Raw genomic sequence first — 21,250 nt, 5'->3', positions numbered from 1 at the left:
GGAGCGAAGATGGCTCGATACTGCGTGATCGGAGCTGGGGCCGCTGGGGTGTCGGCACTCCAGCAGCTGCGCGAGGCAGGCTACGAGGTCGAGTGCTTCGAGAAGACCGACCGGGTCGGCGGCCACTGGCACACCGACTACGAGGCCTTGCACCTGATCACCTCGCGGGACATGACGCACTTCGAGGGCTTCCCGATGCCGGAGCACTACCCGCACTTCCCCCGGCGGGACCAGGTCCGCGCCTACATCGAGTCCTACGCGCGGCACCACGGCCACTACGACCTGATCGCGTTCAACACCGAGGTCACCTCGGTGACCCCGGTACCGGCTGACGACGGGCCGGTCGGTTCGGCCGGTTGGCGGGTGATGACCTCGCGCGGCGACGAGGGCGTTTTCGACGGGGTCCTGATCGCCAACGGCCACCTCTGGAGCCCCCACGTCCCGGAGGTCCCTGGCGAGTTCACCGGGCGCCAGATCCACACCAGCGCCTACAACAACGTCGGCGACCTCGACGGCCGCCGCGTCCTGGTGGTCGGCGCGGGCAACTCGGGTTGCGACGTCGCCGCCGATGTCGCGCAGCACCGCCTCGAAGCCGACATCGTCATGCGGGAAGGCCTCCACTTCCAGCCGAAGACCTACTTCGGCGTCCCGCGCCAGGAAGTCCCGTTCCTGTCGCAGTTCAGCCCCGACGAGCAGGACCTGATCAGCCGACTCCTCGCTCGCGTCTCCATCGGCGAGAACAGCTGCTACCCGGGCATGCCGATGCCGGAGGCCCGGACGCTGGCGGAGGGGGCGACGACGGTCAACGACCTGCTGCTGTACTGGGTCCACCACGGCCGCATCGGCATCCGCCCCGGCATCTCCCGCCTGGACGGGAACTCGGTGCACTTCGCCGACGGCACGACCGGTGAGTACGACTCGATCATCTGGGCCACCGGGTTCAACGTGTCGCTGCCGTTCCTCGACGACGACCAGATCACCTGGCGCTCCCGCGTGCCGGTCCGCTACGCGGGCGGGATCCTGCCCGAAGGAGCCGAGAAGCTGTACTTCGTCGGCCTGATCGCACCGCGCGGACCGCAGATCCCGATCTACGGCGTCCAGGCCAAGCTCGTCGCCCGCATGATCGGCCTGCACGAGGCGGCCGGACCGCGCGGCCTGGCCCTGGCCAACTACTTCGCCAGCATCCAGAACCCCGAACTGCGCATCGACATCGTCCGCGCGATCTGGAACGACCAGATGGCCGACACCGAGCGCCTCCTCAGCGCGCTGGAAGCGGCGCCAGCCGCCCATGCCGCGAACGGCGTGCCGGCCACCGCCTGATCAACGGAACACCCACGGGCCGGCCTCCCGGTCGGCCTCGCTTCGCGTCGCAACGCTGCTTTCCGGAGGAACTGCCATGACCACGAACCCTGCGCACCGGCTCGCCGGCCGGTCCGCGCTGATCACCGGCGGCGCCCGCGGCCAGGGAGCCGCGCACGCCCAGCGGCTCGCCGCTGAAGGCGCCGCCGTGCTGATCGGCGACGTGCTCGACGAGGCCGGTGAGAAGACCGCCGCCAGTCTGCAATCCGACGGGCTCGACGTCTCCTACCTGCACCTCGACGTATCCGACCCGGCGTCCTGGCGCGCTGCCCACGACCTGGTGGAGGAACGGTTCGGGCAGCTGGACATCCTGGTCAACAACGCGGGCATCATCCACGTCACCGAGATCGGCGACGAAACCCTCGAGGCGTGGAACCACCTGCTGGGAGTGAACCTCACCGGTGCATTCCTCGGGTTGCGGACGATGTTGCCGCTGCTGCGCAAGGGAACGAACAGCTCTGTCGTCAACACCTCGTCCATCTTCGGCCCGTCCGGGGCGATCGGTTACTCCGCCTACGCGGCGAGCAAGTCCGGCTTGCTCGGCCTGACCCGAACCGCCGCTCTCGAACTCGCGCCCGACGGCATCCGCGTCAACGCGCTCGTCCCCGGCGGCGTCAGCACGCCGCTGAACGAGCTCGAACCAGAAGGCGGTGTCGTCCCCGAAACCCCCCTCGGCCGACGTGCGAACGCGGACGAGCTCGCCGCAGCGGTGGCCTTCCTGGTCAGCGATGACGCCAGCTTCGTCACCGGCACCGAGCTCGTCGTCGACGGCGGATTCCGCACCCGGTAGGCGCCAACGCGGTTGTCCCTGGTACTGCACCGGTACCTACAACGCGGCGTTCGTCCTTCCTGCCGCTTCGCGGCCGGCGATCCGGCCGAAGGTCACCGAGCGGAGCACCGATAGCGCGCCGGGGTACTCCTGGTACCACACGCCGGTCACCACGCCTGCGGCGTAGAGGCGCACCTGCGCCAGCTTCCGGCGAGGCGCACGGCAAGCACCTGGTGCAGGTCGGATTGATGTGCCCTGTTGACGACTGCTCCTTTTACAGTTCCGTCACGGCGGTGAGGAGTCGTTGGATCGCCAGGTCGACTGTCGAGCGGGGGCAACCGAGATTCACCCGCATGTAGCCGTGCCCGTCGAGGCCGAACTTCTGCCCCTTGTCCAGCCAGAGGCGGGCGGTGGTGAGCATGAAGTCGTTGAGCGTCTCGGCGTCCATTCCGAGCTCTCGGCAGTCCATCCACGCCAGGTACAGCGAATCGGCCGGTAGGACGCGCACCTTCGTGGTGGCGTTGTTGACCGACGTTGCGAAGTGCTCGTGGTTGCCGCGCAGGTAGGAGAGCAGCTCTTCCAGCCAGGGTTCGCCGTGCGCGTAGGCGGCCTCGGCCGCGACCATTCCGAGGGTGTTGACCAAGGGGAACGCGTTCCGGTCGTACTGGCGCAGCGGTTCCTCGCGCAGGCGGCGGTCGGGTACGAAGGCGTTCGCGCTCTGCAAACCCGGCAGGTTGAAGGTCTTGCTCGGGGCCGTGCACGTGATGCTGTTGCGCGCGAACTCGGGGGAGAGCGAGGCGAACGGGACGTGCTTCTTCGCCGGGTTCATGATCAGGTCTTGGTGGATCTCGTCGGAGACGACGAGGATTCCGCGCTGGGCGCAGATCTCGCCCATCGCGGTCAGTTCTTCCTCGGTCCAGACGTTTCCCGTCGGGTTGTGCGGGTGGCTGAGGATGAACAGCTTGGTGTTGGGCTGGATCGCGGCTTCGAACGTTCGCGCGTCGAAACGGTATCCGTCGTCGGTGCGTTCCAGCGGAGCGAGGGCGAGGTGGCGTCCGTTGAGCAGGACGTCGTCGTGGAAGTGCCCGTAGACCGGGGGCTGGATGAGGATCGAATCGCCAGGTGCGGAGAAGGCCTGCACGGCGGTTTTCAGCGTCGTGATGACCCCGGGGGTCTGCACCACCCACTCCTCGGGCACCTCCCACCCGAACCGGCGGAACTGCCAACTCGTCACCGCATCCACGTAGCTGTCGCTCGCGCCACCGGGATAGCCGAAGACACCGTGGTCCACGGCCTCGTGGAGGGCGTCGACGACTGCCTGCGGGGCCTTGAAGTCGGTGTCGGCGACCCACATCGGGAGCGGGTCCGCCGCGGCCTGCTCGGGAGTCAACATCGTCTTCGCGAACGCCCACTTCATGGAGTTGGAGCTCTTGCGGTCGACGACCTCGTCGAAGATCGACTTCGATGCGCCACCAGCGGAGTTCGCCTGCATCCCGGCCTGGGAAGTCTCGATTGCCATGCGTCGAGCGTAGGTAGCTTCCCGCAGAAGGCGTTCGCTTCTGCTGCCGCTCAACGGGATGTGCCGCGGACGCGCGAATTCGGCGAGCACGATCGGATCGTCGCCCCGTGCGGAGGGGCGCAGATCAGCGGGCGGGCAGCGGCTGCGCACCGGATTGCTGCAGCAAGAGGGTCAACGTGCCGATCTCCTGCTGCTGTTCGGCGACGACCGCGTTGGCCAGGTCGCGCACGTGCGGGTTCGACACCTGCTGCGCGGCCGCGGCGGCCATGTCGACGCCGCCCTGGTGGTGCCGGATCATCAGCTGCAGGAAGACGACGTCGGCGTCGGTCCCGGTGCTCGAACCGAGCTGGTTGAGCTCCGGCATGGAAGCCATGCCCGGCATGGGGGTTTCGCCGTGGTGGTGCGCGCCGCCCATCCAGGACATCGGCGCTTCCGCGATCTGAGGTGCTTCCCAGAGCACCAGCCAGCCCTGCATCCGGCCGATTTCGCGGAGCTGGTCGGCCGCGATCGCCTCGGCTGCGGCATCCACCTGCGGGCTCAGCTTGCCGCGGACCAGCTGCACCATGGTCACCGCCTGCTGGTGGTGCACGATCATGTCCTGGCTGAACCCGACGTCGGCGGCGCTGGGAGAGGTGCGTTGCGCGTCACCGCCGCCGCGCAGCGACGTGCCGGCGAGCAGGCCGATCCCGAACACCGCCAGCGCTGCCAGCGCGGCCAGGACGCGGCGGTTCATCGCAGCGGGTAGGCGTCGTTGGTGAACTGCAACGCCAGGGCGCCGTTGTCGTCGCAGGAAACCCACAACTGCTCGCCGACGAACCGGGGCGGGGACATGCACCAGTCCGCCGTCAGGTCGGTCGGGCCGAGGTTCAGCGGGGGGTTGCCGACGTTGCCGTTGCTGATGTCGGAGACGGTGGCACCCACCGGAACCGTGGCGTGCGCGGAGTTCACCAGCCGCGCGTTCTGCCCGACCTGTCCGGGCGGGTTGAAGTAGGCGATCTCCCGCGGCCGGTCCGGTTCGCGGATGTCGAACACCCGGATGCCGGACTGCACCCAGCCGCAGGCCAGCGCGGTCGGGTCCGCGGGCCGGTCGATCGTGCAGTAGTGCGCCTCGTAGCCGAAGATCCCGTTGCGCGCGGTGTCCTCGGCGCGCAGGGCGGTGTTCTCCGGCCGGTTGATCTCCAGCTTGAGCTGGCGGACGGTCTTCGGGGCGCGCTCGTCGGAGATGTCGATGATTCGCACCCCGCCGGAGCCGAACTCGTCCGCCACCACCAGGTACGGCCGGCCGCCGTCGGTGAAGGGGATCGCGTGCTGGGTGATCAGCCCGTCCTGCCAGCTGATGTCGGAGATCCGGCGCAACAGCGGAAAGGGCTTGCGCCGCTGGACGTCGCTGGCGTCGAAGGTGGTGATCCCGGCGGGCAGCGCGCTGGCCACGTAAAGCCGGTTGCCGTCGGCGCTGACCCCGAAGCCGTGGTTGGACAAGCCGGTGGTGCCGACGAACACCACGCTCGGGCTGGCCGGGTCGGCAACGTCGATGGCGGCGATCGTGCCGCCCACGGCGCCGGTGGCGTAGTAGGTCCGCCCGTCCGGCGCCCACCCGCCCTCGTGGCCGGGCGTCGGCATCGGCAGCGTCAGCTGCGTTCCGGCGACGCTGTTGAGCAGGCGGGGATGCGCGCAGTCGGTCTTGACGTCGTAGACGGAGAAGAACACCCCTCCGGTGAGGATCCCGGTGGAAACCGCGGCGAGCAGGCCGCGTTCCTCGTTCACCTTCAACGTCTCCCACGTGCCGCCCACCGTGGCGGGGCTGACCAGCGAATCGGTCAGCTCCGGCTGCGCGGGGTCGGAGAAGTCGACGACGTTCACCCCGGGCCGCTCCGCGCGCGGCGATCCGGTGACGATCGTGCCCAGGTACTGGCAGTGGCCGTAGGAAGCCCCGACCGTCGCCTGGCCCTGCCCCTGGAACTGGCCCAGCAGCTCCAGATTGCACTGGTAGGGCGCTTGGCTACTGCGCCCGCTCTGCCGGTCGGCCAGCGGCACTTGCCCCTGCAGCCCGGTCTCCGGGGCCGATCCCGGCCCGCACTCCGCACGCGGCACGGTCGTGTCCACCGGCCCGTCGGCCGCCGCGGTCAGGACCTCCGAGGAGGACACCAGCAACGCCACCGCCGCGAGCGCGCCGAGCAGGCGCAGCGATGTCCGACTCCACCCCTGAGACACGGACGACCTCCCGCAGCCGACGCTATCCCCGCCACCAAGCGCAACGACCCGGTGCGCGGACGGATACGCGGGCGTTGCGCCGAAACCGCAGGGACACCAGGAGTTCCCTGCTCGAAGCCCCGCCAGGAAGTGAGCTCAGCGCGGCAGACCGGATGGTCGGAATCGGATTGGTGGTGAACCTGCTCGCCGCTGTCGTCGTACGTGGCACCGAGAGGTGAACGCCGACGGAGGAGCTGCACATGGGAAGAGGCTTGTTCGAACGAGGGTGGGCGTCCAGAGGTAGCACCGCCTTGGCCGCCGTGTCGGTGGTGGTCGGAACGACGGTCGCGGTGCCATCCGCAATCGGCCAGCCGGCTGTGGATGTGGCTTTGGAGTGGTACGACGTGTCCGCCGCAACCGTGGACGCGGCGGGCATCCCGGCATCGGCGCAGGTCACGAAGAACCGCGTGTGGGCGGTGTCCTGGCTCGCCGCGGCCCGGGCGGTCCGCTCTGACCTCGGGGTGGGGCAACCGCAGGAGTACGAGCAGGCGGCGATCGCATCAGCAGTCCACGCTGCGCTGTCGGAACTGGTGCCGAGTCGCCAGGCGGAGCTGAACGCTGCGCTGGAGCGAACCCTGGACCGGATCCCGGACGGTCCCGCTGAGGACCGAGGCGTTCGCGTCGGCCGCGAGCAGGCGCGCGTCGTGCTCGCGGATCGAGCGAACGACGGATTGGATCCGGAATCGGTCAACGGGCCGTACCAACCCCCGGCGCCGGGTCCCGGGGTCTGGCAGCCCACGCCGCCGACGTACGGGGCCGCCATCCAGGCCGGATCGAGGTACGCGAAGCCGTTCCTGCTCGACGACCCGGCGCAGTTCCGGTTGGGGCCGCCGCCCGAGCTCGGCTCCGAGCGCTACCGGGCCGATCTGGCCGAGGTTCGCGCGTTGGGCGTCTCGGGCAGCGCGGTGCGCACTGACGAGCAGACCAGGACGGCGAAGTTCTGGGAGCAGTCCACGCAGCAGGCCTACACCGGGGTTTTGCGGGCTGCGCTTGAACAGTCGCGGCAGCCGTTGTTCCAGCGGGTCGGCATGGTGGCGATCTTCAACGTCGCCCTCGTGGACACGCAGATCGCCGCTTCCGACAGCAAGTACACCTACGCCCGCTGGCGGCCTGTCACGGCCATCCGGGCAGCTGACGACGGTGACGGTGATCCGGGCACCACGCCGGACCCGGGCTGGACGCCGGAGGCCACGACGCCGCTGCACCCCGACTACCCCAGCGGGCACAACACCTATGCCGGGGCAGCGGAAGCCGTGTTGACGGCGCTGACCGGCGAAGGACCGGACGAAGCCGTCACCATCGGCAGCTCGACGGCTCCGGGGGAGTACCGCACTTACGCGGAATGGTCGCAGCTCACCGCCGAAGTGGTCGACGCCCGGGTCTGGTCCGGTCTGCACACGCGGACCGCTGACGAAGCCGGTGTGGTGCTCGGTCGCGATGTCGCGGAGCACGACGTGCGAATGGCTTTCCAGCTGCTGCGGTGATGTGCGAGAACCGGTCGCCCGTGGGAAGTGGCCACGGGCGACCGGTTCGCAGTCGACCTGCCGGTGCAGCGGTCTTGATCGCTTCACCTCCGGGGTCGACCGAGGTACCAGACCTGCATCCTCGGTGTCTCCGGTCGCTGTGTCCTGGGCGAAGCAGTAGAGCGGCTGCTGACCGCCGCCGTCGATCGGTTCAAGGGGAAAATCAGCCGGCGGATCCCCGAACCGCGGGTGCGTTCGCGACGTACACCCGGGTGCAGGAGGGATCGGTCGATGCTGGACGGAGTGCGATGACAGCGAACGAGCAACTGCTCCGCGCGATGTACGAGGAGTACGGAGGCATGCTGATCGCGTTCGTCCTGCGGTACACGGCCGATCGGCAGCGCGCTGAGGACGTCGTGCAGGAGACCCTGCTGCGGGCGTGGCGCAATCTGGATTCGATCGACCCCGACCGCGGCGACCCGCGGTCGTACCTGTTCTCGATCGCGCGGAACATCCTGATCGACGACTGGCGTGCCGACCAGCGCCGCCCGCGGTTCGTGCGCGACGACGGTGCCGTCGAATCGTTGCCGGCCGCCGACGGTCTGGACCGGATGCTGGACGGCTGGCTCGTCGGCGAGGCGCTCCAACGACTGTCCGCCCAGCACCGCACCGTCGTCGTCGCGCTGTACTTCCAGGGGCTCAGCGTGGCCGAAACGGCGGAGCAGCTCGGCATTCCGCGAGGAACGGTGAAGTCCCGCGCCTACTACGCGGTCCGATCGTTGAGAATGACCTTGGAAGAAATGGGGGTTGTCCGGTGAACGAGGAGCACGCGGCGATCCGCGAGCTGTTGGGGGCCTACGTGCTCGGCGGTTTGGACCCGGACGAGCGCCGACAGCTCGAGGAGCACCTCGGCCGCTGCGCCGAGTGCCGGGAAGAGCTGTCCGGCTACGCGGGCCTGCCCGGCTTGCTGCACCGCGCCGGTCCGCCGCCGGAGCCGGTCGAACCGCCGGAATCGATGTGGGCGGAGCTGATCCTGAAAGCCCGCACCGAACGACCGGCGTCACCGCGCAAGCGCAGGTGGTTGCTGGCCGCGGCGGCAGCGGTCCTGCTCGGTGCGGGAGCGCTCGGCGGCATGGCCGCGGCCTCCTGGTCACCGCAGGGCGCCGACCTGGTGGCCGCGGTCGGTGTGACCTCGCACGGGCACGGCAAGTTGGAAAGCCGTCCGTGGGGGACTGCGGTGTCCCTGCACGTGGAGGACCTGCCGCCCGACGACCGCTTCGTGGCGTGGGTGGTGGCCAGCGACGGCCGCATGGACCAGGCCGCCACGTGGTCGCGAACCCCCACCGGGGAGGCCCGGCTGTCCGGAGCGTCCTCGATTCCTCGCGACCAGGTCGCCAAGCTGCTCGTCACCACGAGCACCGGCAGGAAACTCCTCGAGTTGAGCGCGTGAAGCCGGTGGGACTACTGGACAGCGGTCAGGTCGTTGTCCTTGGTCTCGCGGGTGGCGAGGAGGGCAACGCCGCTGAGGATGCCCAGTGCGATGATGAAGCCGCCCACGGGGACGACCGAGTTGCCGGAGGTTGCGGCCAGGGAAGCCAGGATGACCGGCGTGAACCCGCCGCCGAGCAGGGTGGCGAGTTGGTAGCCGAGCGAGGCGCCGGTGTAGCGGGTGCGGGTGCCGAACTGCTCGGAGATGTAGGCGGCCATCGGTCCGTACGTGGCGCCGTGGCAGAACGTGAAGAGCGTGAAAGCGAAGGCGACAGCGGCGAAACTCCCCGTGGCGAGCAGCTGGAGGGTCGGGAAGACCAGCACGATCATCGCGCCGAGGCCGAAGAGCATCACCGGGCGTCGGCCGAACCTGTCGGAGAGCCGGGCGTAACCGAGGATGAAGAAGATCGCGAAGAACTGGCCGATCGCGAAGCCCAGCAGGGCATCCGGTTTCGGCGTGCCGTGGTCGACGGCGTAGGTGATTCCGAACGTGGTGAACGCGGTCTGCAGGGCGAAGCTGGCCAGGCACGCGACCGCGGCCAGCAACACGACCTTGGGGCGCCGCAGCACCCCTGCAATCGGCAGGATGTCCTTCTTGCTCTCGGCGCGGTCGGCATCGGCACGTTCGGCGGCGGCTCGGAAGACGGGGCTTTCCGAGACCTTGTTGCGCACGAAGAGACCGATCGCGAGCATGACGGCCGAGAGCAGGAACGGGATGCGCCAGCCCCAGAGCATGAATTCGTCTTCGGGCAGCAGCGCGAACAGCGTCATCACGAGCGTGCCGAGCACGGCGCCGGTGGGGGCGCCGGCGTTGGTGAACGCGGCCATGTAGCCCCGGCGCCTCGGTTCAGCGTGTTCGAGGGCCATGAGCGCGGCGCCGCCCCATTCGCCCCCGATGGCAACGCCTTGGAACACCCGCAAGGTGACGAGGATGATCGCTGCCCACGGGCCGATGACCGAGGCGGGCGGAACGAGGCCGATGAGGACGGACGCGACGCCCATGACGGTCATGGCGAGGATGAGCATCGCCTTCCGCCCGGCCCGATCGCCGAAGTGCCCGAAGAGGATTCCGCCGACAGGTCGGGCCAGGTACCCGGCCGCGAACGTGCCGAGCGAGGCGATCGTGCCGGCGGCGGGCGGGAGGTCGGAGAAGAACACCGGACCGAACACGAGCGAGGCAGCGGTGCCGTAGAGCAGGAAGTCGTAGTACTCGAGGGTGCTGCCGAGGTAGCTCGACAGCACGACTCGGCGCGCTTCCTCGGCGCGTTCGGGTGCCGAGAGGTGCTCGGCCGCATCGGCAGCGGACATCGGGGCTCCTTCGAACGTGATCCGAGTGGAGGTGGTTCAGGCGAACAGGCGCCGGAGCTCGTCCTTGCGGATCTTTCCGGTGGCGTTGCGGGGGATTTCGTCGACCACGACGAGCGTTCTGGGGATCTTGTACTTGGCCAGTCGGGGCGCGAGGAACGCGACGAGCCGTTCGTGGTCGAGGTCGTAGCCGTCGTCCAGTGCGACGGCTGCGCATCCCGCCTCGCCCCACTTCTCGTGCGGCACACCGAAGACCGCGCAGCCGGTGACGCCCGGCATGTCGAGGATCGCCGCCTCGACCTCGGCGGGGTAGATGTTCTCGCCCCCGGAGATGATCATGTCTTTGAGGCGGTCCACGACGGTGACGAACCCGTCGGCGTCCGCGACTCCGATGTCGCCGGAGCGCAGCCACCGGCCGTCGGTGAAGGCGTCGTCGGTGGCGTCCGGCCGGTTCCAGTACTCGCGCATGACGTTGGGGCCGCAGATCTGGATTTCGCCGCGTTCGCCGGGGCCCACCTCGCGTCCGTCGGCATCGACGATCCTGACGTCGGTGAAGAAGTGCGGGACTCCGGCCGTGCCGAGCTTGCGCTCGACGTCGTCCGGCGTGAGGATCAGCGCGCCCGGGCCGGTCTCGGTCAGGCCGTAGCCCTGGCAGATCTTGATGCCGCGCCCGGTGTAGGTGCGCAGCGTGCGCGGTGGGACGGGGGCCGCGGCAACGATCACCCGCCGGATCGACGTCAGGTCGGTGGTCTCCCAGGCGGGGTGGGTGCTGAGCGCGTCGAACATGGTCGGCACGCCGAAGGTGTAGGTGATCCGCTCGCGTTCGAGCACCTGGAGGACCCGGCCCGGTTCGAAGCCCTCCTCGATGACCACGTTGCCGCCCTTGAGCAGCGTAGGCAGCGCCACGAAGTCCAGGGCAGCGGTGTGGAAGAGCGGTGCGCACACCAGCGCCGCCTCGTAGCTGTCCAGGTCGAGGTCGATGACCGCGTTCATCACGGAGAACACGATGTTGCCGTGGGTGAGGACCACCCCCTTGGGGCGGCCGGTCGTTCCGGAGGTGTACATGATGAAGCACGGATCGTCGTGGGACACCGGCTCGTCGATGCGGGACGAGTCGGCGTCTGCGATCAGCGCCTCGTAGCCGGCGTCGTCGAGCACCACGCGGGTCGCCGAACCGGCGGCGGACCGCGCGACCTCGTCGAGCGCTGGGGAGTGGATGAGCACTGCGGCGCCCGAGTCGCGCAACGCGTACTCCACTTCGGGTGCGGCGAGCCGGGCGTTGAGCGGTACGAAGATCGCACCGAGCAACCCGGCTGCGAACAGCGTCTCGAGGTAGGCCGGGTGGTTCGCGCTCAGCAGCGCGACGCGGTCTCCGCTGCGGACACCGAGCGAGCGCAGCGCGTGTGCCAGCCGGGTGACCCGGTCGTCGAGTTCGCGATAAGTCGTGGTGCGGCCTCGGAAGGTGATCGCGGTCTTGTCCGGGGAGAGGCGGACGCGTCGGAACGGCCAGGTGCCAGTGCCAAGGTTGCGCATGCGGTGGATCTCCTTCGGAATGTCCCGGCTCGGTCGGGCGCGGCGACGGGGTCCCCGCGCCCGACCGGCGTGGTGGGCCGATGGATCAGCCCTGGGGGCAGTTGTTCGGCGCCGGTGTGCCGGCGAACCGATCCGCGGCCCAGGTGGGGAAGCGCTCCGCGGCCTCGGGGACGACGGACTCGTGGTCGAGCCCGTCGAACTCCTGGTAGTCCACTGAGGACCCTGCCGCGCACAGGGCCGTGCGTTCGCGGTTCGTCAGCTCGACCGGGGTCGTCGTGTCGGCCGAGCCCTGGTAGATGGCGAAGGGTATCGAGCCCGCGGGCCGGAAGTCGTCCACTTCGGTGAGTGCCTTCGACCAAGCGCTGTCAGGGGACATGGCGTCCGGCTGGTAGGGGTCGCGCAATGCGCTGGCGCTGTCCCAGATGTCGAAGCACCCGTCGGCCAGCACCGGTAGCTGCTCCATGGCCTCGCCGGTGAGGAAGTCGCTGTAGCGCAGTTGCGGATGAGCGGCCTTGATCCCGGGCAGCGTGGCGATGACGTACCCTGCCAGTTCGGGGCTCTGCATCGAATTGAGCGTCAGATCGCGGATCCGGACGGCGGGCGCGATGAGCGCGGATCCCAGCCCCTCGAACTCCGGGGCGTAGGTCCGTGCGATCGACTCGACGTGCATGGTCGTCTGGCCGCCCTGAGACCAGCCGTACTGGACGAACCTGTTGGACGCGTTGAGCTCGGGGAGGTTCCGCACGGCGCGCAGGATGTCCAGGGAGGCCCGCGCGTTGTCCTGGCCGACCATGTAGTGGGAGGGGCCGGGCAGCGCCTGCCCGGGGTAGTCGCTCATCGCGACGACGTGCCCCTGGTCCAGCAGAGCTCGGATGGCCGGTACCCGGGACTGGTCGCCCTCGCCCAGACTCCTGCGGGAGGGCGCACAACTGTCGGCCGATCCGGTCGTCTCGTGGTTCCAGAGCACCACGTCCCGCGGGGTGTGGCTCTTGCCCGCTGGCACGTAGATCTCGCCGGACACGTACTTCTCGACGCCGGGCTGGATCTCCGAGACGTAGATGACGTTCCACCCCCGGGCTCCGCTCGGTGCGTCGGACCGCGGCTGGACCCAGTAGATGTCGCCGGGCTTCGCCGTCTCCGGAGGCTGCTCGTGGACGTCCCAGAACGTCGTTCCGGCCGGTCCGGGCCTGGCCGACAGCGAGTCCTCCTCCGGTTCCGCGCTGACGCTTCCGGTGAAGACCATCGCGGCCACGGAAGTCGCGACCGCCGTCTTGGCGAAGACCGATCTCCTGCGCAGTTGTCTGGCTGGCACGCTTCTCTCCGTATTCCTCGGGAAATTTCGACTGGTGAGCTCCTGATGCGTCGGCGCAGCGGGACGGTTCGGCGTCCTGCTATTCGAAGAAGCGGTACACCGGCTCAGCCACCACTGCGGGCCGGTCGGCGCCCTCGAGTTCGATCTGGCCGTCGACGGTCAGCTGCACGCCGCCCTTCGGCAGTTCCTCGATCTGCTTCAGGGTGGCGTTGAGCCGCACCCGGCCACCTGCGGGAACGGGGTTGGTGAACCGGACCTTGTTCAACCCGTAGTTCACGGCCATGGTCACGCTGTCGACTTCGAGCACCTCCGCCCACATCGGGATGATCAGCGAGAGCGTCAGGTAGCCGTGCGCGATGGGACCGCCGAACGGGCTCTCGGCCCGAGCGCGTTCGGGATCGACGTGGATCCACTGGTGGTCGTCGGTGGCGTCGGCGAAGGTGTTGATCCGGTCCTGGGGCACCTCGATCCACGAGCTGGTGCCCAGGTGCCGGCCCTCGAGGGGCTTGAGGTCGGAGAGGGTCGCGACGCGAGTGGTGGACATGGGACTCCTGTCGGTTCGTGCGGTGAGCGGCTGGTCAGCGCTTGATGCCCAGAACGCGCAGTGCGTTCTCCTTGAAGATCAGCGGTGCCACTTCGGGTTTGATGTCGAGAGCGGCGAAGTCCTTGCGCCAGCGGTCTACCTGGATCACCGGGAAGTCGGAGCCTAAGAGCGCCTTCTCGCGCAGCACGGAGTTCACCGCCCGGACCAGCTGCGGCGGGAAGTACTTCGGGGACCAGCCGGACAGGTCGAGGTACACGTTGGCCTTGTGGGTGGCGATGGAGATCTGCGCGTCGACCCACGGCACCGCTGGATGGGCCATCACGATAGTCAGGTCCGGGAAGTCGGCGGCGACGTCGTCGAGGAGCATCGGGTCGGAGTAGCGGAGCTTGATGCCGTGCCCGCCTGGCAGTCCGGCACCGATGCCGGTCTGCCCGGTGTGGAACAGCGCGGGCACCCCTGCTTCCGCGATGACCTCGTACAGCGGGTAGAACCGCCGGTCGTTGGGCTCGAACCCCTGCATGCTCGGGTGGAACTTGAAGCCCCGCACGCCGCACCCCTCGAGCAGCGTGCGGGCCCGCTCCACCGCGGCCTTGCCGCACCAGGGGTCGACCGAACCGAACGGGATCAGCACGTCGTTGTTGGCGGCGGCCAGCTCCGCGATCTCCTCGACGGAGTTGGGGCTGTGCCCGGTGGCCGAGCCGGCATCGACGGTGAACACGACGGCGGCCATGTTGCGCTCGCGGTAGTGCTCGGCGATGGAGTCGATGCCGGGCGTGCGTTCCTCGCCTGATTTGAAGTACTTCTCCGAGGCGGCCATCAGCTCGTCGTCCAGCGAGCGATGCCCGTGGCTGTCGATCTCCACGTGGGTGTGGATGTCGATGGCCTCGATCGCGTCGAAGTCGACGCCGCATTCGTACCGGGCCGGGCTCATTTCGGCATGACCTCCTCCGGGAATTCCTCGCCCACCGACTCGATCGAGCCCGCGAAGGTCTGATCCCATGATCGCGCGATGTCTTCGGCGGCCCAGCCGCCGTCGTGGAATGCGGTGGTGGTCAGCTGCGGGTGCGACCACAGCGCCAGCCGGTCCCCGCCGACCGACAGCGCCTGGCCGGTGATCTCGGCCGCGGCATCGGACGCGAGGAAGGAGACGATCCCGGCAGCGTCCTCGGGGGTGCCCATGCCGACCTCGCGGCGGATGATCGCGGGCAGCGGCTCACCCCGCTTCATCGACTCGACGTGCGGGGCGAGGAACGGGATCGTCTCGGTCATCGCGGTCGCCGCGACCGGGCAGACCGCGTTGACGGTGATGCCGGCCCGTTTCAGCTCCATGGCCCAGGTGCGGACCATGCCGACGATGCCGGCTTTGGCCGCCGAGTAGTTGGTCTGCCCGAAGTTGCCGCGTTGGCCGGCGGGGGAGCCGATGCAGATGATCCGGCCGCCCCCGCCCTGTTCCCGGAAGCGCAGCACGGCCTCGCGCACGCAGGTGAAGGTGCCGCGCAGGTGCACGTCGATCACCGCGTCGAAGTCCTCGTCGGTCATCTTCCACAGCACTTTGTCGCGCAGGATCCCGGCGTTGGTGACCAGCACGTCCAACCGGCCGAACGCCTCGACCGCGGTGGCCACCAGTTCCCCGGCCGTTTCGGACGTGCCGACCGGCGCGACGACAGCGGTGGCCCGTCCACCTGCGGCGGCGATCTCGGCAACGGCCGAGTCCGCACCGGCCCGGTCGACGTCGTTGATCACCACCGCTGCGCCGCGGCGGGCGAGCTCCTTCCCGTACGCGAGTCCGAGTCCCCGCCCGCTGCCGGTGACGATGGCGACCTTGCCGCTCAGATCCATCGATGCTCCTCCTGTCGGGTGGATCACAGGCAACCATCGATCATTGAGAAAGTCAATGATTGAGATTTGCTAGTCTTGCGGGGAACGCATCGAGGAGGACGCATGGCACAGCACCAGCCGCAGCTGCTCGCGGACGACATCGGGTTCTTGCTCTCCAGAGCAGGGGGAATGGTGCTCGGCGCGGTGAACAAGGCGCTGGTCCCGCTCGGCCTGAAGGTGCGCTCCTACTCGGTGCTGGTGCTGGCCTGCGAGCACGCGGAAGGGGTCAACCAGCGCACTGTCGCGGCGACCATGGGACTAGATCCCAGCCAGATCGTCGGACTGATCGACGAGCTCGAGGAGCGCGGCCTGGTCGCGCGCACGCCGGACCCGGCGGACCGGCGAAACAGGCTGATCGCGGCCACCGAAGAAGGGCGCCAGGTGCGCGACGAAGCGCAAGCGCTGGTGGACCAGGCGCACAGCGGATACTTCGAGGGGCTCCCCGCCGAGTCCGTGGCCCAGCTCCGGGAAACGTTGCGGCGAATCGTCTTCCCCTAGGTTCACGCTTCGCGGTGCTCGCGATTGCGCCATTGGCTGGGGCTGCACCCGAATTGTCCCCGGAACCAGCGGGAGAAGTTGCCCGGTGAGGAGAACGACAGGAGGTCGGCGATCTCCGTGAGCGTGTAGCGGTGGGTGGCGACCAGGTTCCCGGCGAGTTCGGTGCGGGTTGCGTTCAGGATCGACGAGAACGTCTCGCCTTCGTCGGAGAGCTGCCGGTGGATCGTTCGGCGGTCCACCCCGAGGCTGCGCGCGACCTGCTCGACCGAGCACTGCCCGGTGGGCAGGAGGAGCTCGATCAGTTCCCGGACCCGGTTGAGAACTGTTGATTCCCTGGGTGGTTCGAGGGTGTCGAGGATCTGGTACGCGTAGTTGCGCATGAGGGGATCGGACATCTTGTTGGGGGCGTCGAGGTCGTCGGCGTAGAAGGTGACCCCGTTGAACTCCTGCTCGAACTTGACCGCGGAGCCGAACAGCCGTCGGTGGGTGCCGGGGTCGGCAGGTGCGTGGTGGGTGAAGCAGACGGCGAGCGGTTGCCAGAGCGACCCGAGGAAGCCGAGCAGGAGTCGGTGCAGGGTGCCGAGGGCCAACTCGGTTGCCTGCCTGGTCTCGGTCTGTTCGCCGAACTCGAAACCGACGCGGATGGTGGCGAGCCCGTTGAGCACCGACATCCGCATTCGCAGCGCTTCGTTGTACATGTGCTCGTGCCGGATCAGGACGGTCAACGCGCTGCGGACATCAGGTTCTTCGCGGATCACCAGGCTCAGCGGACCGAGGTTGGCGAAGCGGCGGCGCTCGGCGAGCAGCAGCCCGAAGTCCTGCTGCCCGGATTCCACTGCGGACAGTTCGAGGAGCCGCGCGACCGCGCCGGCGGGAACCCATCTGTCCTGGAGGGCCAGGCTCGCCGGGTCGAGTCCGGCGCCCCGCAGCAGCCGTGCCGGTTCGAGCCCCACTGCCTGGCTTACCTCGATGTAGCTGTTCAGCGCGGCGTACCGGGCAAGAGGTTTCATGACCACCTCGGCAAGTGCTGTCACCAAATGATAAGCATCATGTCCCGCGAGGATAAGCCAGGAGGTTCTCGTCGGCCTAATGTCGTCCCCATCACAGCTGGTTCCGGATCCGGATGGAGGACGTCATGGCCGAAGCAGTGCGGTGCGGCTCCGCGCCAGTTGATTCCGGCTGGCGGCCCGCTGTCGACGTGCTTCGGGAGCCCTGCCGGAGCCCTGCCGCGTGGCTGGCGGCGGACCTCGTCGATCCGGTCGCGTGGACGGTGGAGCTCGCGCCATCCCATCTCGAAGAACTGGAGTCGGCGCTGCGCGAGACGCGGAAGTACGGAATCGTACTCCTGAAGATCACCCGCGACCGTTTTCGCCTTCCCACGTTGGGAAGGGTGCTGGAGCGCGTAGCCCGCAGTCTCGAGCACGGGCCGGGATTCGCGGTGATCAAGGGCGTTCCGGTTGAGCGGTACGACGAAGCCGAGATCAGCACCATCTTCTGGGGCATGGCGCAGTACCTGGGTTTTCCGGTGTCGCAGGATTCCTTCGGGCGCAAGCTCGGCCGCCTCCCGAGTGCGGCGGCCAGCCGGGGTGGCAGGTGTGCTGCGGACGTCGAGCTGCGGACCGGTGGCTCCGATGTCACGGCGTTGCTGGGGCCGCGGCTCGGCGGGCAGAGCTCGGTCGTGAGCTCGGCCGCCCTCTACAACGAGGTGCTGCGGCGGAATCCGATGCTGGTCGAGCGGATGTACGGGCGCTTCGGTTTCGACCGAGGGGGCGAGCAGCTCCCGGGCGAGCCGCCCTACCGGTCGCTTCCGCTGGTTCGTTGGTACGACGGGAAGTTGAGCTTCCGCTACCGGCGGGGCGACGTCGAGTCGGCGCAGCGGTTCCCGGGGGTTCGCCGGTTGGGGCATGCGGACCGGCAGCTGCTCGACCTGATCGACGGCCTGGCGGCCGCGGCGGAGTTCCGGTTCTCCTTCGGCGTCGATCCCGGTGACATCCAGCTGTTCAACAACTACGCGGTTCTGCACTCGCACGTCCAACAGCGCTGCCACGCCGTCTCCGACGCTGGTGATCACGCGCTGCAGCTCTGGCTGACCCTCCACGATGGACGGTCGTTGCCGCCGGACTTCACGTGGAGAACCCCGGGTTACGGCGGTCCGCACGGCCGCGGCGGTGTCGCACCCCGGGACGTCGTGGACGAGCAGCGCCTCCGGGCGTGAACAACTCGCGGCATCGCCGTGCCGATGCGGAAGTACTGAAATGGGAGGAAGAACATGGCGCACGCCATCCGGTTCTACGAGACCGGCGCTCCGGAGGTCATGCGGTGGGAGCGGGTCGCGGTCGGCGAACCCGGTGCGGGAGAAGTCCGGATCCGCCACGAGGCGGTCGGGTTGAACTTCGCCGACACCTACTTCCGCACCGGCCTGTACCCGGCCGCGCTCCCCGCCGGGATGGGCGTCGAAGCTGCGGGCGTGGTCGAGGCGGTGGGGCCCGGAGTGCACCACGTCGGCGTTGGCGACCGCGTCACGTACACGGGAAGTCCGCTCGGTGCCTACAGCACTGAGCGCGTGATGCCGGCTGCGTCGCTGATGGCGCTACCGGACCCGATCGCCTTCGAGACGGCCGCCGCGATGACCATGCGCGGCCTCACCACGTCCTACCTGCTGCGCCGGATCTACCCCGTGAAGCGGGGTGACACGGTGTTGTTGCACGCGGCGGCCGGGGGAGTGGGGCTGATCTTCCTGCAGTGGGCGAAATTGCTGGGGATCACCGTGATCGGCACGGTGTCGACCGAGGAGAAGGCCGCGGTCGCACGTGCTCACGGGTGCGACCACGTCGTCATCCACAAGCGCGAGGACGTGGCCGAGCGGGTCCGGGAGATCACCGACGGGGCGGGCGTTCCGGTCGTCTACGACAGCATCGGCGCGGCCACCTTCCAAGCCTCCCTCGACTCGCTGGCCCGACGAGGTCTGCTGGTGTGCTTCGGCACCGCGTCCGGCCCCGTTCCGCCCATCGATGCGATGCAGCTCGCGGTCAAGGGCTCGGTGTTCGTCACCCGTCCCGCGCTCGCCGACTACATCGCCGACCCGGCCGAGCGCGCGGAGCTGTCGGGTGAGTTGTTCGACCACGTGGCCAACGGGCGGATCGAGATCGGCATCAACCAGCGGTACGCCCTCGAGGATGCGGTGCAGGCCCACCGCGACCTGGAATCGGGCCGCAGCATCGGCTCCTCGGTCTTCTCCGTCTGACACCGCGATTCTCCACAACGACCGGAGTTCCAGGCGGCAGCAGCACGATCAACCAACCTGCGGAGGAACTGTCATGTCCAGTGCAGTCCAGACGTCCCGGGCGACCGGGATCAAGTACCAGAAGCTCACCTGCACCATCGGCGCCGAGCTGTTCGACGTCGACCTGGGTGATGTCGCGCGCGACGAGGAGCTGTTCGCCGAACTGCATTCGCTGCTGCTGGAGCACAAGGTCCTGTTCCTGCGCGACCAGGACTTCAGCCGGGCCGACCACGTGGCTCTCGCGCAGCGCTTCGGAGCGCTCGAAGATCACCCGGTGGCCGGCAGCGATCCGGACCACCCGGGTCTGGTGCGGATCTACAAGGACCTCGACAGCCCCGCCGAGCACTACGAGAACGCCTTCCACTGCGACGCCACCTGGCGGCAGAACCCGCCGATGGGATGCGTGCTGCGGTGCGTGGAAGGACCGGAGGTCGGCGGCGACACCATCTGGGTCGACATGGCCGCGGCGTACGCGCAGCTCCCGGACCACGTCAAGGACCGGATCGAAGGGCTGCGCGCCCGGCACAGCATCGAGGCGAGCTTCGGTGCCGCGATGCCGCTGGAGGAGCGCCACCAGTTGAAGGCGCGATTCCCCGACGCGGAGCACCCGGTGGTGCGCACCCACCCCGAAACCGGCGAGAAGGTCCTGTTCGTCAACGCGTTCACGACGCACTTCGTCAACTACCACACACCGGAGAACGTCCGCTTCGGAAGCGACTACGCCCCCGGCGCGGGCGAACTGCTCAACTACCTGATCCGCCAGGCCGCGATCCCGGAGTTCCAGGTGCGTTGGCGGTGGAGCGAGAACAGCGTCGCGATCTGGGACAACAGGTCCACGCAGCACTACGCGGTGCAGGACTACTGGCCCGCGGTCCGGAAGATGGAACGTGCCGGGATCGTGGGGGACCGGCCGTTCTGAGCTCCCCGGCGAGATTTCGACCCGTCACCCGGAGAAGGAGAGGAACGCATGCACTTCCACGACGATTCGCTGTTCCCGGAGAACCAGGAGAAGCTCGTCATCACGGTCGCCCCCTACGGCCCCGAGTGGGAGCCGGACGACTTCCGGGAGGACCTGCCGCTGACGATGGACGAGCACGTCCAGCAGGCGGTCGACTGCTACAACGCCGGGGCCACCGTGCTGCACATCCACGTGCGGGAGCTGGACGGCAAGGGCTCCAAGCGGCTGTCGAAGTTCAACGAACTGCTGGGCAGGCTGCGCGAAGCCGTCCCGGAGATGATCCTGCAGGTGGGCGGTTCGATCTCGTTCGCGCCGGAGGGGGAGGGCGCGGAGGCCAAGTGGCTCAGCGACGACACCCGGCACATGCTGGCCGAGCTCGACCCCGCACCGGACCAGGTGACCATCGCCATCAACTCCAACCAGATGAACATCATGGAGCTGATGACCGAGGACGACATCGCGGGCACCTCGCTGACCCGCCCGGCGGTGGCCGAGGCCTACCGGGAGATGTTCGTGCCGGCCGGTCCGGGCTGGGTGGAGGAGCACCTGAAGCGCCTGCGGGCCGCGGGCATCCAGCCGCACTTCCAGCTGGCCAACATCCCGCAGCTGGAAACCGTTGAGCGGCTCATGCGGCGCGGTGTCTACAGCGGACCGTTCATGGTCACCTGGGTCGGCATCGGCGGTGGTTTCGACGGCCCCAACCCGTACAACATGATGGAGTTCGTCCGGCGGTGCCCCGATGGTGCGGTGCTGACGCTGGAAACCCTCATGCGCAGCGTCCTGCCGGTCAACGCGATGGCGATCGCCATGGGTCTGCACGCCCGGTGCGGCAACGAGGACACCCTGTGGGGGCGCAAGGGTGAGAAGAAGACCTCGGTCCAGCAGATCGAGCAGCTGGTGCGCATCGCGGGCGAGCTCGGTCGCGAGGTCGCCACCGGCAAGGAGGCCCGCGAGATCTACAGGATCGGCGAAACCTACGCCGACGCCGACGAAACCCTCGCCAAGGTCGGTTTCGCGCCGAACCGCAAGCCCGGGCAGGTCGGCTTCACCCACCACGACTAGGCGCCGGGACACCCACCGGGCGCCAGGGG

The 21,250-nt window shown here is 68.7% G+C and carries 21 protein-coding genes; 10 read left to right on the top strand and 11 right to left on the bottom strand.

The window, feature by feature from the left end:
* Positions 1 to 9 precede the first annotated feature (9 nt).
* Positions 10 to 1,320 carry a flavin-containing monooxygenase gene (locus tag OU415_RS00575; RefSeq protein WP_270946473.1) on the top strand — a complete coding sequence of 437 codons (1,311 nt, stop codon included), beginning with the start codon at positions 10 to 12 and terminating at the stop codon, positions 1,318 to 1,320.
* Positions 1,321 to 1,396: 76 nt separating this feature from the next.
* A complete protein-coding gene (locus tag OU415_RS00570) occupies positions 1,397 to 2,149 on the top strand; it encodes an SDR family NAD(P)-dependent oxidoreductase (protein WP_270946472.1) in 753 nt (250 codons plus the stop codon).
* A gap of 36 nt (positions 2,150 to 2,185) precedes the next feature.
* Here the strand turns inward: OU415_RS00570 and OU415_RS00565 are convergent, their stop codons facing one another.
* From OU415_RS00565 to OU415_RS00550, 4 genes are all read right to left on the bottom strand, one after another.
* A complete protein-coding gene (locus tag OU415_RS00565) occupies positions 2,186 to 2,323 on the bottom strand; it encodes a hypothetical protein (RefSeq protein WP_270946471.1) in 138 nt (45 codons plus the stop codon).
* 79 nt (positions 2,324 to 2,402) lie between these two features.
* Positions 2,403 to 3,647, bottom strand: coding sequence for a MalY/PatB family protein (locus tag OU415_RS00560; protein WP_270946470.1), 1,245 nt, complete (start codon positions 3,645 to 3,647; stop codon positions 2,403 to 2,405).
* Between the two features lie 124 nt (positions 3,648 to 3,771).
* Positions 3,772 to 4,380, bottom strand: a complete 609-nt coding sequence (locus OU415_RS00555; protein ID WP_270946469.1) for a DUF305 domain-containing protein — start codon at positions 4,378 to 4,380, stop codon at positions 3,772 to 3,774.
* Positions 4,377 to 5,858, bottom strand: a complete 1,482-nt coding sequence (locus tag OU415_RS00550; RefSeq protein WP_270946468.1) for an LVIVD repeat-containing protein — start codon at positions 5,856 to 5,858, stop codon at positions 4,377 to 4,379. The genes OU415_RS00555 and OU415_RS00550 overlap by 4 nt, the downstream gene beginning before the upstream one ends.
* Before the next feature lie 383 nt (positions 5,859 to 6,241).
* Here OU415_RS00550 and OU415_RS00545 point away from each other — a divergent pair, with 383 nt between their 5' ends.
* The 3 genes from OU415_RS00545 to OU415_RS00535 all read left to right on the top strand — a co-directional run bounded on the left by OU415_RS00545 (position 6,242) and on the right by OU415_RS00535 (position 8,810).
* Positions 6,242 to 7,381, top strand: a complete 1,140-nt coding sequence (locus OU415_RS00545; RefSeq protein ID WP_270946467.1) for a vanadium-dependent haloperoxidase — start codon at positions 6,242 to 6,244, stop codon at positions 7,379 to 7,381.
* Positions 7,382 to 7,668: 287 nt separating this feature from the next.
* Positions 7,669 to 8,178, top strand: coding sequence for a sigma-70 family RNA polymerase sigma factor (locus OU415_RS00540; protein ID WP_270946466.1), 510 nt, complete (start codon positions 7,669 to 7,671; stop codon positions 8,176 to 8,178).
* The gene (locus OU415_RS00535) at positions 8,175 to 8,810 is read left to right on the top strand and encodes an anti-sigma factor family protein (protein WP_270946465.1); all 636 of its coding nucleotides are present in this window, start codon (positions 8,175 to 8,177) and stop codon (positions 8,808 to 8,810) included. Before OU415_RS00540 ends, OU415_RS00535 begins: the two co-directional genes overlap by 4 nt.
* 11 nt (positions 8,811 to 8,821) lie before the next feature.
* Here OU415_RS00535 and OU415_RS00530 read toward each other — a convergent pair whose 3' ends face one another.
* The 6 genes from OU415_RS00530 to couN form a co-directional block, all read right to left on the bottom strand.
* Positions 8,822 to 10,156 (bottom strand): MFS transporter, encoded by a 1,335-nt coding sequence (locus OU415_RS00530; RefSeq protein ID WP_270946464.1) that lies wholly within the window; start codon positions 10,154 to 10,156, stop codon positions 8,822 to 8,824.
* Positions 10,157 to 10,192: 36 nt separating this feature from the next.
* On the bottom strand, positions 10,193 to 11,686 hold the full coding sequence (locus tag OU415_RS00525) for an acyl-CoA synthetase (protein WP_270946463.1): 1,494 nt from the start codon (positions 11,684 to 11,686) through the stop codon (positions 10,193 to 10,195).
* Between the two features lie 85 nt (positions 11,687 to 11,771).
* Complete coding sequence (locus tag OU415_RS00520; RefSeq protein WP_270946462.1) at positions 11,772 to 12,998, bottom strand: lipase family protein; 1,227 nt, start codon at positions 12,996 to 12,998, stop codon at positions 11,772 to 11,774.
* A gap of 79 nt (positions 12,999 to 13,077) precedes the next feature.
* The gene (gene couM, locus OU415_RS00515; protein WP_270946461.1) at positions 13,078 to 13,542 is read right to left on the bottom strand and encodes a p-hydroxycinnamoyl-CoA hydratase; all 465 of its coding nucleotides are present in this window, start codon (positions 13,540 to 13,542) and stop codon (positions 13,078 to 13,080) included.
* Positions 13,543 to 13,576: 34 nt separating this feature from the next.
* Positions 13,577 to 14,473, bottom strand: a complete 897-nt coding sequence (gene couO, locus OU415_RS00510) for a 4-hydroxyphenyl-beta-ketoacyl-CoA hydrolase (protein WP_270946460.1) — start codon at positions 14,471 to 14,473, stop codon at positions 13,577 to 13,579.
* The gene (gene couN / locus OU415_RS00505; protein ID WP_270946459.1) at positions 14,470 to 15,381 is read right to left on the bottom strand and encodes a 4-hydroxyphenyl-beta-hydroxyacyl-CoA dehydrogenase; all 912 of its coding nucleotides are present in this window, start codon (positions 15,379 to 15,381) and stop codon (positions 14,470 to 14,472) included. Before couN ends, couO begins: the two co-directional genes overlap by 4 nt.
* Before the next feature lie 102 nt (positions 15,382 to 15,483).
* Between couN and OU415_RS00500 the strand changes: the two genes are divergently transcribed.
* Positions 15,484 to 15,918: a MarR family winged helix-turn-helix transcriptional regulator gene (locus OU415_RS00500; protein WP_270946458.1), complete on the top strand. Its 435-nt coding sequence runs from the start codon at positions 15,484 to 15,486 to the stop codon at positions 15,916 to 15,918.
* Positions 15,919 to 15,920: 2 nt separating this feature from the next.
* Here OU415_RS00500 and OU415_RS00495 read toward each other — a convergent pair whose 3' ends face one another.
* Positions 15,921 to 16,928, bottom strand: a complete 1,008-nt coding sequence (locus tag OU415_RS00495) for an AraC family transcriptional regulator (protein WP_270946457.1) — start codon at positions 16,926 to 16,928, stop codon at positions 15,921 to 15,923.
* Between the two features lie 125 nt (positions 16,929 to 17,053).
* Between OU415_RS00495 and OU415_RS00490 the strand changes: the two genes are divergently transcribed.
* The 4 genes from OU415_RS00490 (at position 17,054) to OU415_RS00475 (ending at position 21,221) form a co-directional block, all read left to right on the top strand.
* The gene (locus OU415_RS00490) at positions 17,054 to 18,133 is read left to right on the top strand and encodes a TauD/TfdA family dioxygenase (RefSeq protein ID WP_270946456.1); all 1,080 of its coding nucleotides are present in this window, start codon (positions 17,054 to 17,056) and stop codon (positions 18,131 to 18,133) included.
* Between the two features lie 54 nt (positions 18,134 to 18,187).
* On the top strand, positions 18,188 to 19,162 hold the full coding sequence (locus OU415_RS00485; RefSeq protein ID WP_270946455.1) for a quinone oxidoreductase family protein: 975 nt from the start codon (positions 18,188 to 18,190) through the stop codon (positions 19,160 to 19,162).
* Positions 19,163 to 19,235: 73 nt separating this feature from the next.
* Entirely contained in the window at positions 19,236 to 20,120 is an 885-nt protein-coding gene (locus OU415_RS00480; protein WP_270946454.1) for a TauD/TfdA dioxygenase family protein, read from the top strand.
* Between the two features lie 48 nt (positions 20,121 to 20,168).
* Positions 20,169 to 21,221 carry a BKACE family enzyme gene (locus OU415_RS00475; RefSeq protein WP_270946453.1) on the top strand — a complete coding sequence of 351 codons (1,053 nt, stop codon included), beginning with the start codon at positions 20,169 to 20,171 and terminating at the stop codon, positions 21,219 to 21,221.
* Positions 21,222 to 21,250: the final 29 nt, after the last annotated feature.

Origin of the sequence: Saccharopolyspora oryzae, from assembly GCF_027853915.1 — a bacterium.
In the GTDB taxonomy this organism is placed as follows: domain Bacteria; phylum Actinomycetota; class Actinomycetes; order Mycobacteriales; family Pseudonocardiaceae; genus Saccharopolyspora; species Saccharopolyspora oryzae.
Note: the sequence above shows the minus strand (reverse complement) of the source record. Positions and strands in the feature narration are given on the sequence as shown.